We start from the raw sequence: 13442 nt of genomic DNA, 5'->3' as shown, positions 1-13442 counted from the left end.
CTGAATTTACAATTTTGTCAAAAGACACCCTTTCCATGTTGCCTATTTTACAAATTTGTCATAATTAGAACTCATCAAAATCAGCCATTTTTTGTAACACACTGATTTTACAGAGTTGGCACTGAATGTGCTTTATATTTTGCATAAGAAGAATGCAGATGCCTTTTATGGCGTGTACGATTTATATTGCGAGAATTAGTTTAAAGGAGAGTTTTTCATGAGTGGATCGTTAGCAAGACTTAAAGCCATTTCGGCAGTAAATAACATAGCATCAACAACCAAGCCTTTAAACTTTATGGAAGAAAAGCCAACTGAACTTTTCGGCTGCAACGTTTTTAATGACAAAGTCATGAAAGAGCACCTTCCGAAGGCTGTATATAAATCCCTTAAGCGTACCATCGAAAATGGTGAACAGATGGATCCATCCATTGCAGACTCCGTTGCTTCTGCAATGAAAGAATGGGCTCTTTCCCGTGGTGCGACTCACTACACACACGTATTTTACCCGCTTACCGGTTTGACCGCTGAGAAGCATGACAGCTTCCTTGAGCCTGACGGACAGGGCGGCGCTATTGCGCAGTTCTCCGGCTCTACTCTTATTCAGGGCGAACCGGATGCATCCAGCTTCCCTAACGGTGGCTTGCGTACCACTTTTGAAGCTCGTGGTTACACAGCTTGGGATCTTACAAACCCTGCGTACCTCCTTGAAAACGACAATGGCGTTTTCTTATGTATCCCGACTGCGTTTGTCTCTTGGACAGGTGAAGCGCTTGACAAAAAGACTCCGCTTCTGCGTTCCAACCAGGCTATCCACACTCAGACCAGCCGTCTGCTCAAAATTCTCGGCCATGAAAATTTCAATCGCATCCAGAACTACGCTGGCGTTGAACAGGAATACTTCCTTGTAGACCGCAATTTCTACTTCGCACGTCCAGACCTCTACCTTTCCGGCCGCAGTCTTTTCGGCGCAAAGCCAGCAAAAGGTCAGGAGCAGGACGACCACTACTTCGGTACTATTCCTAAACGTGTTCTCGCGTTCATGATTGAAGCAGAGCGTGAACTCTACAAACTTGGTGTACCAGTAAAAACCCGTCACAACGAAGTTGCACCGGGCCAGTACGAAATCGCACCGATGTTTGAAGACTCCAACCTCGCAAACGATCACAACCAGATGATCATGAGCGTACTGAAAAGCGTTGCTAAACGTTACGGTATGGCGTGCCTCATGCACGAAAAACCATTCGCTGGCATCAATGGTTCCGGTAAACACCTGAACTACTCTATTGGTAACAGTCAGTTCGGCAGCCTTTTTGATCCGGGCGAAACTCCGCATGAAAACGCACAGTTCCTGCTCTTCTGTGCAGCTATGATCCGCGCGGTTCACAAACACGGCTCATTACTCCGTTCCAGTGTAGCATGCGCAAGTAACGATCACCGCCTCGGTGCTAACGAAGCACCTCCGGCAATTATGTCCATCTTCCTCGGTGAGCAGCTTGCTGAAATCTTTGAGCACATCAAGAAAGGTGACGAAGTTACCTCAAAAGCAAAAGGCGTACTGCGTGTTGGTGTAGATACTCTGCCTCCACTGCCTATGGACGCCGGTGACCGTAACCGTACAAGTCCGTTTGCTTTTACAGGCAACCGCTTTGAGTTCCGCGCTGTTGGCTCCAGCCAGTCCATCGCAGGCGCTCAGCTTGTTCTCAACACCATCCTTGCTGACTCTCTGGATTACATTTCCAACCGTCTTGAAAACCTCATGTACGGTGAAAACTGGGAAGTTAACGATGCAGTAACCAAAGTTATTCGCGAAATCGTTCAGGAACACGATGCAGTTGTGTTCAACGGCGACGGCTACTCTGAAGAGTGGGCAGAAGAAGCAAAAGCTCGTGGTCTTGCGAACCTCCGCACGACTCCAGAAGCGCTTCCTGCACTCAATAGCGAGTCTAGCGTAACCTTGTTCGAAAGCTTCGGTGTTCTTTCAGAACGCGAATTGAACAGCCGTACATCAATCTTCTTTGAACAGTACGTCAACACTATTCAGACTGAAGTTGAACTGGCAATCAAGATTTCCCGTACAACAATCCTTCCGGCAGCTGTGCGCTACCAGACAGAGCTTGCACGTAACTGCATCAACATGAAGGAACTCGGTCTCGGTTGTGTTCAGGGTCCTCTGAACAAACTCACTGAAAACCTGAATGGTCTTGAATCTGCTGCTAATGAGCTTGAAAGCATGATTGCCAAAGCTCACGGCGATGAGCAGGAACATGCAGTATTCCTCTGCAACGACGTGCTTCCAGTAATGGTTGAGCTTCGTGAGTACGCAGATAAGCTCGAAGAAATCGTTGCTGACGATCTCTGGCCTCTGCCTACTTACCAGGAAATGCTGTTCATTAAATAACAGTTACTGAAAAAATCCTGCCTCCACTTGGCAAAGTTACTCCCCTGTTTCATCTGAAGCAGGGGAGTTTTTTTATACGAATAAAATAAAGTATAGAAAAAAAACTCATTATGTGACAATTTTGTAAAGAAGGATGCTTTTATCTTCTTGCTATTCACTTCGATGCTGTTTAATGATGCGCCCGTGAATAACAGGGATGAGCCTTAAAAAACGCAATCACTTTTAAGACAACTCAATGTATCCCTTGGAAATATAGGATTTTTAGGAAACGGGGCAACCATTCCTGTCATCCATAACAACAGGCTTGCCTTTCTGGGAGGTATTTTGTGAAAGAAGAATATACGGTATTTAATTGCAAAAACGGTGATGATGTTATCCGTGCAGTAAAAGAACATAACATCAGCTTTGTTCAATTCTGGTTTGTAGACATCTTAGGTACTCTCAAAAGTTTTCAGGTCACTCCGAAAGAGCTGGAAGCAGCTTTTGAAGAAGGCATGGGCTTTGACGGCTCATCTATTCTCGGTTTTACCCGTATCGAAGAATCCGACATGGTGGCTTACCCCGATGCTACCACATTCCAGATTTGCTCATGGCGCCCATCTGACCGCCCTGTAGCGCGCATGTTCTGCGATATTAAAAATCCGGATGGAACACCGTACGAAGGTGATCCGCGTTACATTCTGCGTAAGCTCATCGAAAAAGCAGCTCAAAAGGGATACACATACTACGTCGGTCCTGAGCTGGAATTCTTCCTCTTTACAGACTCTAAAAACCCGCAAGCGCTAGATTCCGGCGGTTACTTTGACGCACCACCGCTTGATATGGGTAACGACGTGCGCCGCGAAATCATTTTTGCACTGGAAAAAATGGGGGTAGATGTTGAATACTCTCATCATGAAGTAGCACCATCCCAGCATGAAATTGATCTTCGTTACTCCGAAGCTCTTAAAATGGCTGACATTGCAATGACCTACAAAGTTGTTGTTAAAGAAATCGCCAGAAAACACGGTTGTTACGCTACCTTTATGCCTAAGCCGCTTTTCGGTGAGAACGGCTCCGGCATGCATGTACACCAGTCATTATTCAAAAACGGTAAAAACGCGTTCTTTGATGCAAATGACCCACACAACCTTTCCGGAGAAGCTCGAAGCTACATTGCCGGTCTGTTAAAACACGCGAAAGAGTACACCTGCATCACCAACCAGTGGGTTAACTCCTACAAGCGTTTATTACCGGGATTTGAAGCCCCTGTGTACATTGCTTGGGCTCAGTGCAACCGCTCTTCACTTATTCGTGTTCCAATGTACAAGCCGGGCAAAGAGCAAGCCACACGCATTGAGCTTCGCAGCCCAGACCCTGCTGCAAACCCTTACCTCTGTTTTGCAGCAACCCTTGGAGCAGGCCTTGAAGGCATCGAAAACGGCTATGAACTTCCAGCTGCTGTTGAAGAAAATATTTTTGCTATGGAAACAGAAGATCTCACGGCTAAGGGTATCGACTCTCTGCCGGGTTCCCTGCATGAAGCTGTCGAGTTTATGAAAGACTCCGAGCTGATGAAAAATATCCTCGGCGAACACATGCACGCAAACTTTGTGAACAATAAACGAATTGAGTGGGATGAATACCGCACTCACATTTCCGAATTCGAACTTCGGAAATATCTCCCTATCTTATAATAAAAAAAGAAGAGCCGCGGTACTCGTTACCGCGGCTCTTCTCATAACGCCTGTCAGTTTGTCTCAGTAGACTAGATGAACACTTACCTATTCAATCTAGCTGATGTGCTACATGTGCCCTCCGTAGCCATTGTGATTACCATGGCCGTAGCCGGAGTGATTTCTGTGACCATATCCACCATGGCTACCGTGTCCGCCGTGCATTCCGAAAAAGTTGCACATGGAATCCCACATGGATGTTGAGTTAGTTTTTGCCTGATCTGAAAGTCGGTACATGTGCTGACCATGGCGGCCATGCTGTCCATAGTTCCCGTCTTGCTGTGAGTAATGGTTCATCGGCATCTGGTTGTTGTATGTGTCACTTGCTGCAAATGCCATTGAACCAGTCAGAACCATCATTGCTGCTACGATCGCAATCATTTTTTTATTCATAATGAACTCCCGTTTTTTTTAGATTGTATTCACCATAGAGCAACGCTTGTGCCAAAAAATATAACACTTTAGTTTTATTAAGATTTACTTCACGCAAAAAATCTATCTCACCTCACTTGTAAAAAAAACATACAAAGAAGCTGGGGTTAGCTTCATGTTGCTGTGTAATTTTTGCTCATGCGTATATTTTTCATACACAGCACCTCAAAAGAATTAACTAAAACTGAACGTTATCTTTACCTGTCACGTTATCACTTGCCGCCTCATTTGATGAATGCTAGGGGCAAAACAAACACTTAGGTAATATTAGGAGGATACAGAATGGAATATGTTGTGAGTGCCTGCCTGGCGGGGTGTAACTGTAGATACGATGGTGGAAATAACGAGGACAAGACAGTTGTAGAACTCATCAAAGCGGGTCAGGCTCTTCCGGTGTGCCCAGAACAGCTGGGTGGCTTTCCTACTCCGAGAACTCCATTTGAACTCCAAAATGGCAGAGCCATCTCTAAAGACGGAATCGATATTACAGAGCAGATGCACCGCGGAGTTGAAGAGGCAGTGCATCTCGTTCAGCTTGCCGGATGCAAAAAGGCTATTTTGCAACCCCGATCACCCTCTTGCGGTGCCGGAATAATTTATGACGGCTCATTTTCAGGAAAAAAAATTAGCGGCAACGGCTTGTTTGCAGCCAAGCTCATTGAATTGGGTCTAGAAGTGACTCCCGCAGAATAAAAGTGCACTTCACATGTGCACATATCCTCCGGAGTTGCACATGTGCAATTATTGCACATGTGCGTTTGCACAAGCATCTTTCTCTACGTGCAAAGTTTGCACATGTTTTTTTATGCTTTTTACACCTAAAATATTAACTTATTGATTTAACATAACTTTCATTTTTGGCACGCACAATGCATATACAAATTCAAACAGCATAGAGAACGCAAGTAACATTGCAAACAGAGCTTCTCTTTATCGCATTGTGGCAGATGCAAAAGAGACAGCATACATACTCCTCGTTAAAACGTGTTGAATTCAGTCCCCCTCACACACACCCCAGGGCAGACTGAAAGCCTAGTAGCATAGGCACTCGGTTGTATCCCCCACACTGATACAACTCAGGGTAACAAATAGGGAATGGGTTATACCTCCTCACCATTTCCATCAGGTCCCAACGGGGGTTGGTCACTCGACCCCCGCTTACTGAGCAATTAACAGTACTAACTGTTTTTAATATATAGAGCGACAAGCATACATCACTCATTAGCCCACGTTAATTTCCTCCTTTAGCAAGGCCTCTCCTACTCCCCGACACCGTCGGGGAGTACTTTTTTGTTCAAAGAAAAAATTCCCGCACACCATTCCTTTCAAAAATATTCGTAAAATAATACGCCACCCAACATTGCCTTTTCACAACTGTTCCAAATAGTTGTTCTGTATACCCTCATTCTCTCCCCCTGATGCCTCAAGAGTAATCATAGAAGCTATCAAAAGCGGCTGTGTACCATACGAAAATGGAACAGAACCTTTACTATATGATGCATTCAACCCACGATCATAAGACGGAGCTTATCAAGGCTCTATCTTCACTCAATAAGCAGTACGCGGGTATACTACGGCGTAAACCACCGGGCGAAGAACGGTGGTCACCTATTATGGTGCTTGAACACATGGTTCTTACAGAACGCTCCCTGCTGGGCGGGCTGCCAGAACCAGAAAACATGGAGCCAGTGGAAAGAACATGGAGAAATAAAATTTCGTATGCCATCACGTCTTACGTTTTCAATCTTCAGTTGCTCCTTCCGGTACCTGAAGTAGCGCTATACCCCAAAGGGGAATACGACATTTATGAACTGACAGACATGTGGGATGAAAACCATGCCTGGCTGCGGTCCTTCATAACAGAAGCACCACGCGACTGCCTTGGCGAAAACTATTTCCATCACCAGATTGCCGGCCCTTTAAACATTGAACAGGCAATGAGCCTTAATCTGGCGCATCTGGTTATGCACGAGTTTCAACTCTCTCACATTTTTATGGAACTAAATGTAGAAGTACCCCATCTCCCATATGAACCTACCACCTAGGCACTCCTACCTCTTGTTCATAAAAAAAGCCCTGTCTTCATATGAAGACAGGGCTTTTTTTATGAACGTATTATTATGAAAAAATTACATAAAACCAGGTAAGAATGTTCGCTACAATCGCCACACCTACAGCAGCTGAACCAGCATCCTTAGCTCGTTTTATAAAATCATTTTTCTCGGGCATAACTAAATCTGCAATATTTTCAATCGCGGAATTGCATAACTCAAAAGCACAGACTATAAGCCACATGCCGGTCAGCAATAATGCGGATGGAAAACCGAAGAAAAACCATGCAACAAGTACTATTACTGGAATAAGTGCAATCTCTTGTTTGAATGCAATTTCAGAACGATACGTGGAAATAATCCCTTGCATGGTGTAGCCTGATGCTTGAAAAAAGTGTGCAACACCTGTTGTAATAGAATCTTTTATCGGCACAGTGCCCCCTGTCCGGTGTTATATCATGTTTTTTTATGCAGCATCGCGAAACTATTATGCTATCATAGTTCGCGCTGCACGCAGAAAAGTTATTAAAAAGTCAGCAAAGTCACATAAACTTGCTGTTATATACACTGCTTACGGTTACGTTTTACTGAATTTACATACTGTTTGTATGCAAAATGTGCAAACAGCTACTTATAAGGCGACATATGGCAAAGGTATCACCTAATAAAGCTATCAGACGATTCTGTCTTTCCTGTCAGGGCGGCTCCTCAAAGCGAGTAGAAGAATGCGAAGATAACACCTGCCTCTTCTTCAACCATCGCCACGGGACAGAACCCGAAACACCTGAACGCAGTACGGTTCAGCAAATCCGGCAATACTGCCTTATGTGCTCAGACAATAGCCGTCAGGAAGTACGGGCATGCAGTGCCAGAGAAAATTGCGATCTATGGTCCTTCCGCTTCGGTTGCACACCCAAAACATGGACACGAGTCAAACGCCGTGTGAATCAGCCTCGCAAACTTCTCTTGCCGGGACTTGGCTAACAGACAATAAAAAATCTCTCTTTTGTAACGAAAGAGAGATTTTTCGTCTTATCTACGCTGCATCCTGCAACTGAAGTCCCACAACGGACTGATCATACGCTGCAAGAACATCCTGTTCACGCAACGTGCCTATAAGTTTACCGTCTGCCCCGACAACAGGCAGTTGAGAGATACTGAACGCCGCCATCTGATGTAGAGCAGCAAGCACCATATCTTCTCCCTGCACCGTTTCTATGCACGTTGTAGCTATATCTTTAGCTATCAGCAGATGATCCAGATACTCTTCCGCCAAAACAGAACGTAAATCACGAAAAGAGATAATCCCGCTCAGCTCGCCTTTTTTATCCACAAGGTGCAAATAGGGTGCATTCTTCAACCTGAATGTTTCAAATACCTGTTGAAGAGATGTCCCTTCGTATATGGTATCCGGCATCGGTTGCATCAGATCCTTCACCTTGTATTTCTTCAAAATATTCTGTTCCATTCCTCCACGTAAATCTACACCCCGCCTTAGTAACTTCATGGTATAAATCGAGCCAGAACTGATTGAAGAAGCTATAAGTGTACTGATAATGCACGTCAGCATAAGCGGGAGAATAATATGGTAATTACTTGTCAGTTCAAAAATAATTAAAATAGCCGTGATCGGTGCATACGTCGTTCCTGCAACCAGCCCCCCCATGGCAACCAAAGCAAAAACTCCCGGAGTCGGCACAACTGCCGGAAATAAATAGTGCACTGCAACGCCGAACACTCCACCTGTCATCGCACCGATAAATAACGATGGAGCAAAAATACCGCCGCTTCCTCCACTGCTGATTGTCAGCGACGTTGCAAAAATCTTCAGAAAGATCAGCACAAGCATAGTACCCCATGCCATTTTATCCGTTAAGGAGAGGGTAATTGCCCCATACCCTACCCCCATAATTTCCGGGAAAAGCAAAAGAATTCCACCAATACACAATCCCCCTAATGCCGCTTTCAGAATTGGGGGAATACGAATAGCTTCAGCGAGATCTTCCATTTTATACAGCGTCAAAACAAACAGAACGGCAATCAAAGCAGAAATCACGCCAAGGATAGGAAACAGCCCCAGCTCCCAGAGAGAGCCGAGTTCATAGACAGGAGAAATAAATGCTGGAAAATCTCCAAAGTAATATCGGGAGATAGCTGTAGCAGTAACACTGGAAAGGACTACGGGGGAAAATGCTGCAAATCCAAAATCACCGAGTAAGATTTCCAACGCAAAAAGAATTCCGGCAATGGGAGCATTAAACGTTGCCGCGATACCGGCAGCAGCTCCGCATCCCACAAGAGTCCTTTGATTCGTCCTGTTTACTTTCAAAAACTGCCCCACGGTTGAGCCGATACTGGAGCCAATTTGAACAATAGGTCCTTCACGCCCTACAGAACCACCTGAACCGATACAAATAGCAGATGCGGCAATTTTAACAGCTGCAACACGCTTACGAATAACACCGTCTCGAAGCGCAACCGCCTCCATAACTTCCGGCACACCATGCCCTTTGGCTTCCGGGGCTCCTTTTGATGTTAGCAGTCCCACAATCGCACCACCGATCACAGGAGGAAAAAGAACACCGTACCATGGCAAAGTGTCATAAAATTCTAAAAAATCGGAACTGTTGTGATAAAAAAGCACTTGAACGGCATCAATGGCATATCGAAAAACTACAGAGCCATACCCTGCAAGGATACCAACCCCCAATGCCAGTAAAAGCATAGGGGTATGTGCATTAATTCTAGACGAGACACCAAGCCAGGGACGGGAAACGCACTCTTTCTGCTGCGGCATACATCTCCTCCGGTGCTGTAAATGGAATTACACACAGCATACCAAAAAAAGACTGTTATCTCCAGAAAATAGCATTTCTTTTGATACGTTAAGCAGGCTTTCATTCTTTATGCATTCGCATATGTCCCATCCTGTTCTCTCGCAGCTTGGCTAACCAATAGATCGACATAATACGTTCATATTCACGCGCTCAGCTCCGATTCAACGGAAAAACAACATGAAAATTTTGTGTACAATATCAGCGCGGGAGCCACACTCTTGTTTTTACCTTGCATTACGCCATTTCAATGCGTAAAAACCAACCACAGACTATCAAACCATTTTGTTGCCGAGACAAACATAAACAGTAATATCAAACTGTTTACTTTCATTAATATTACTGTTCAGAGGAACACATGGCTTTTCCGACTCCTGAATGGGATTTAGCACTTTATAAGCTCATCAACATGCAATGGCGATGTGAGGCACTTGATGTACTCATGCCTATCTTCTCAGACCGCATGCTTGTTTGGATTATTGCTGTCCCTCTCATTTTGATTGCTGGATTAAAAACAAAAAAATGGCGCCAATTACTTATCGGCGTCGCTATGATCGGGGCTGTTGTAGGGGCTACAGACTTAATCACAAACGTTGTTAAGGATACAGCCGGAAGGGTTCGTCCTAAAGACGCCATCGCCCAATCCCACTACTACAACTACAAAAAAAGTGAATGGCTCCAGAAACCCGCAGACTTTGTTCAAACGGACACTCGAGGCTCCTCGTTTGTTTCTGCCCATGCTTCCAACGCAATGGCAGCCGTTGTAATCGCAATGCTGCTCTGGCCGAAACTCAGAAGCTTTTTATGGCTGCTGCCGTTACTCATCGGCTACTCTCGAGTGTATCTGGCAAAACACTACCCTATGGATGTTCTAGGTGGCTGGATACTCGGATTCTGTGTCAGTTACATTCTGTGGAAAACAGTTCTTTATCGATTCGCCCCAGTCCCCGATACTAAAAAAAGCTAATAAAAAAAGGTGGAGTTTCTTCAACTCCACCTTTTTTATTTACTTATATAAAAAGGTATTAACTGACTTTTTCATCACCAAGCATAACAAAGAAATCATCAACCCCTACCGGCTTTGAGAACAGGAAGCCTTGCGCCTCTTCACATTGATGTTTCTGCAGGAACACGAGCTGTTCATCTGTTTCCACACCTTCAGCTACCACATGCAGCTTCATCTGCTTAGCCATAGAAAGAATCGCGGTCACAATATTACCGTCGTTCTCATCTTCCGGAATCCCGTCAATGAACGTTCTATCAATCTTCAAAATATCAATCGGGAATATCTTGAGATAGTACAATGAAGAATATCCTGTTCCAAAATCATCAATGACTATTTTAACTCCGAGTTTAGCCAGTTCACGAAGAATCTGTGCTGTTTTCTCCAAGTTTTTCATCATGATAGTTTCGGTAATTTCCAATTCCAGCTTTTGCGGATTAATTCCCGATTCTTCAATGGCACTGCTAACAGTTCCGTATAAATCTTCAGTAAACTGAACAGCTGATATGTTTACAGAAACAGTCAGCTCTGGATACCCCATGTTGTGCCATGCATGCATCTGCTTGCAGGAATCAAGAAGAACTTGTTCCCCAAGTTCACGTACAAGCCCTGTTTCCTCTGCAACAGGAATAAATTCTGCCGGATTTCCTATGCTGCCGTCAGCCCGAATCCAACGCACCAATGCTTCCGCACCTAAAATTTCACCACTCTGTACGTCAAACCGTGGCTGGAAATACGGGATAAACTCTCGTCGTTCCAAACCTTCACGAATCAAACGCTCAAGTTTCAAACGCTCCGTCACCTGCTCAAGCATACGGGCATCAAAACGCATCCAGCTGGAGCGCTTATGTTCTTTTGCTCGATACATAGCAATATCGCTACGGGTAAGCAGGGTGTTAGCATCATGCCCGTCGTCAGGATAGCAGGTAATACCTATAGTTACGGATAGGTGAAGCTTATGAGAGGCTACATAGAAAGGCTCTTTAAAAACTTGATTCAACGTTTCAGCATGTCGGGATATGACATTTTCTTCTGTCACATTCGGAAGCAATGCTAAAAATTCATCACCGCCGACACGGGCAACCTTTCCATTTACACCAATAATCTCTTTCAATCGGCTCGCAACAAGTTTAAGCAACTCATCACCCAAGTCGTGGCCGAGACTATCGTTAATACGTTTAAAGTTATCCAGATCAATAAAAAGAAGGCAGAATTTTGTATCACCGGTATCCCGCTCGAGCAGCTCATGCAGGAAATTCATGATATAAAAACGGTTAGGCAGTGTTGTCAGCTCATCATGATACGCCTGATGAGCTACAAGTTCTTTTTGAGCTTTAAGTTCAGTAATATTATGCAACACGCCAAGTGTACAAAGCTTGCCTTCGTTACCGTTCATAAATGCGCTACGATACAACACATAATATGAAACAGACTTATCCTGCGCTATATATGTAATCTCGCAGTCACCTGTATTATTGTTCTCAAAAACGTCGCTGCAAAGGGCATCGGCACATGTTAAATTTGCACCTAAAAGATCTGCAATCCGCTTGTTAACTACGTCATCTTTTTCAAGTTGCAACATGTCGCAGAACGCTTTGTTGCAGTCTATGCATACAAAATTTTTATCGCAGATATAGAGGGGGCTGGGAATTGCCTCAACAAGGTTGTTTACAAAACTGCTATTTGACCGCAATAATTGTTGATAGCGAATCAGCTGATCATTAGTGGACTTCAATTCGTGAGAGTGAGTCTCTAATCGGGATTCTAATAACGCATGGTACTGACTACGTTCAAGCAGTAAGCTTGCACGTTCCAAGCACTTTTTTACAGCATGATCCAAAACACCGTGATCGACAATCGGCTTAGTGATGAATTCCCAGGCACCATGTTTTAGTGCCTTGACTGCTTCATCTACCAAGTTAACACCGGAGATAACAATCACCGGTACATATGGCGCTACTTTTTTAATGTGCTCAACAACAGCAAGGCCGCCTGTATCCGGCATCAGCAAGTCAACAATCACAATATCCGGCTGATGTTGTGAAAAAAGTTCAATCCCCTCTGTACCATTGCAGGCTTGAGTCACAAAAAAGCCGCTGTCTTCGAAGTAAACCGAAATATTGCGGCGCAACATTGTATCATCATCTATAATTAATAAATGCAGTGTATCCCCTTGCATGCGTTCCAACCCTCTTTCTCTTACGCGATGTGGTAAACGGATAGAGCAACCTTCGCTGCAAAAATACAAAAATATACAAAACAATCGTGCGAAAGATATTTCGCGTATATTACATGGATTATTAAATACTGAAAAGGAATTGTTACAAGCAATTATTGTACTGGAGAAGAGATGTCTCACAGCGTATTGAGAAAACAGATTGGATTAAAAAAGCGTATTGATGAATTTTTAGATCAGGTAAGTGAAGCTTCTTTGCTGTTCAAGCAAGGAGTCGGGTTCTATATTGACGAAAAACATGACCAGTTTGAACAAAAACTGAATCAGATTTCAACTGTAGAACATCACGGCGACGAAATGCGACGCGCTATTGAACGTCAGCTTTACCTGAAGACACTTATTCCAGAATCGCGCGGTGACGTACTTCAGTTGTTAGAGCAGCTCGACACTCTGCTCGACTGCTGTAAAGAGGTATTGTGGCAATTTCAGATTGAACTTCCGGAAGTACCCTACAAATCACATGACGACATGCAGGAGCTTGTTTCGTACTCAGTTGAGTCAGTTGAAGCTATTGTCCGCTCTGCACGCGCGTTTTTCCGGAGCTCCGATGTTTCAGATCACCTCCACAAAGTTTCCTACTGGGAAAGTGAATCTGACAAAGTCACAACCCGTATGCTCATGGATATTTACCGACGCGACGACTTAAGCCTGTGCCACAAGAGCCAGCTCAAAGACCTTGTCAGACAAGTTGCACAAATTGCTGACAGGGCTGAAGACGTGGCAGACAGACTCACCATTTACGTTATCAAGCGGATGCTCTAAGGACGGTTTTT

At 44.4% G+C, this 13442-nt stretch carries 11 protein-coding genes; 7 read left to right on the top strand and 4 right to left on the bottom strand.

Going from position 1 to position 13442, the window contains the following annotated elements; all coding sequences use genetic code 11:
• Positions 1-217: 217 nt before the first annotated feature.
• Entirely contained in the window at positions 218-2398 is a 2181-nt protein-coding gene (locus QZY95_RS02840; RefSeq protein ID WP_290919120.1) for a glutamine synthetase III, read from the top strand.
• A gap of 326 nt (positions 2399-2724) precedes the next feature.
• Positions 2725-4074 carry a glutamine synthetase family protein gene (locus QZY95_RS02835; protein ID WP_290919118.1) on the top strand — a complete coding sequence of 450 codons (1350 nt, stop codon included), beginning with the start codon at positions 2725-2727 and terminating at the stop codon, positions 4072-4074.
• Positions 4075-4182: 108 nt separating this feature from the next.
• Here QZY95_RS02835 and QZY95_RS02830 read toward each other — a convergent pair whose 3' ends face one another.
• Positions 4183-4506: a hypothetical protein gene (locus QZY95_RS02830; protein ID WP_290919116.1), complete on the bottom strand. Its 324-nt coding sequence runs from the start codon at positions 4504-4506 to the stop codon at positions 4183-4185.
• Positions 4507-4827: 321 nt separating this feature from the next.
• On the opposite strand from QZY95_RS02830, the gene QZY95_RS02825 reads away from it, so the two are divergent.
• Together QZY95_RS02825 and QZY95_RS02820 are read left to right on the top strand one after the other, a co-directional pair.
• Positions 4828-5238, top strand: coding sequence for a DUF523 domain-containing protein (locus QZY95_RS02825; RefSeq protein WP_290919114.1), 411 nt, complete (start codon positions 4828-4830; stop codon positions 5236-5238).
• A 779-nt stretch (positions 5239-6017) separates the two neighbouring features.
• Complete coding sequence (locus QZY95_RS02820) at positions 6018-6590, top strand: DinB family protein (protein ID WP_290919112.1); 573 nt, start codon at positions 6018-6020, stop codon at positions 6588-6590.
• A 73-nt stretch (positions 6591-6663) separates the two neighbouring features.
• On the opposite strand, the gene QZY95_RS02815 is transcribed toward QZY95_RS02820, so the two are convergent.
• Positions 6664-7029, bottom strand: a complete 366-nt coding sequence (locus QZY95_RS02815) for a diacylglycerol kinase (protein ID WP_290919111.1) — start codon at positions 7027-7029, stop codon at positions 6664-6666.
• 212 nt (positions 7030-7241) lie between these two features.
• Here QZY95_RS02815 and QZY95_RS02810 point away from each other — a divergent pair, with 212 nt between their 5' ends.
• Positions 7242-7580, top strand: coding sequence for a restriction endonuclease (locus QZY95_RS02810; protein WP_290919108.1), 339 nt, complete (start codon positions 7242-7244; stop codon positions 7578-7580).
• 52 nt (positions 7581-7632) lie between these two features.
• Here the strand turns inward: QZY95_RS02810 and QZY95_RS02805 are convergent, their stop codons facing one another.
• Positions 7633-9393: a chloride channel protein gene (locus QZY95_RS02805; protein WP_290919106.1), complete on the bottom strand. Its 1761-nt coding sequence runs from the start codon at positions 9391-9393 to the stop codon at positions 7633-7635.
• A 395-nt stretch (positions 9394-9788) separates the two neighbouring features.
• On the opposite strand from QZY95_RS02805, the gene QZY95_RS02800 reads away from it, so the two are divergent.
• A complete protein-coding gene (locus tag QZY95_RS02800) occupies positions 9789-10397 on the top strand; it encodes a phosphatase PAP2 family protein (protein ID WP_290919104.1) in 609 nt (202 codons plus the stop codon).
• A 58-nt stretch (positions 10398-10455) separates the two neighbouring features.
• Here QZY95_RS02800 and QZY95_RS02795 read toward each other — a convergent pair whose 3' ends face one another.
• Positions 10456-12612: an EAL domain-containing protein gene (locus QZY95_RS02795; protein WP_290919102.1), complete on the bottom strand. Its 2157-nt coding sequence runs from the start codon at positions 12610-12612 to the stop codon at positions 10456-10458.
• A 171-nt stretch (positions 12613-12783) separates the two neighbouring features.
• Here QZY95_RS02795 and QZY95_RS02790 point away from each other — a divergent pair, with 171 nt between their 5' ends.
• Entirely contained in the window at positions 12784-13431 is a 648-nt protein-coding gene (locus QZY95_RS02790; protein WP_290919100.1) for a DUF47 family protein, read from the top strand.
• Positions 13432-13442: the final 11 nt, after the last annotated feature.

The organism is Halodesulfovibrio sp., from assembly GCF_015482765.1.
In the GTDB taxonomy this organism is placed as follows: Bacteria; Desulfobacterota; Desulfovibrionia; order Desulfovibrionales; family Desulfovibrionaceae; genus Halodesulfovibrio.
Note: the sequence above shows the minus strand (reverse complement) of the source record. Positions and strands in the feature narration are given on the sequence as shown.

Bases quoted from the DNA above. Each gene is read 5' to 3' on its own strand.
- QZY95_RS02795 (WP_290919102.1), bottom strand. From the start codon at position 12,612: ATGCAAGGGGATACACTGCATTTATTAATTATAGATGATGATACAATG.
- QZY95_RS02830 (WP_290919116.1), bottom strand. From the start codon at position 4,506: ATGAATAAAAAAATGATTGCGATCGTAGCAGCAATGATGGTTCTGACT.
- QZY95_RS02825 (WP_290919114.1), top strand. From the start codon at position 4,828: ATGGAATATGTTGTGAGTGCCTGCCTGGCGGGGTGTAACTGTAGATAC.
- QZY95_RS02800 (WP_290919104.1), top strand. From the start codon at position 9,789: ATGGCTTTTCCGACTCCTGAATGGGATTTAGCACTTTATAAGCTCATC.
- QZY95_RS02810 (WP_290919108.1), top strand. From the start codon at position 7,242: ATGGCAAAGGTATCACCTAATAAAGCTATCAGACGATTCTGTCTTTCC.
- QZY95_RS02790 (WP_290919100.1), top strand. From the start codon at position 12,784: ATGTCTCACAGCGTATTGAGAAAACAGATTGGATTAAAAAAGCGTATT.
- QZY95_RS02805 (WP_290919106.1), bottom strand. From the start codon at position 9,393: ATGCCGCAGCAGAAAGAGTGCGTTTCCCGTCCCTGGCTTGGTGTCTCG.
- QZY95_RS02820 (WP_290919112.1), top strand. From the start codon at position 6,018: ATGGAACAGAACCTTTACTATATGATGCATTCAACCCACGATCATAAG.
- QZY95_RS02840 (WP_290919120.1), top strand. From the start codon at position 218: ATGAGTGGATCGTTAGCAAGACTTAAAGCCATTTCGGCAGTAAATAAC.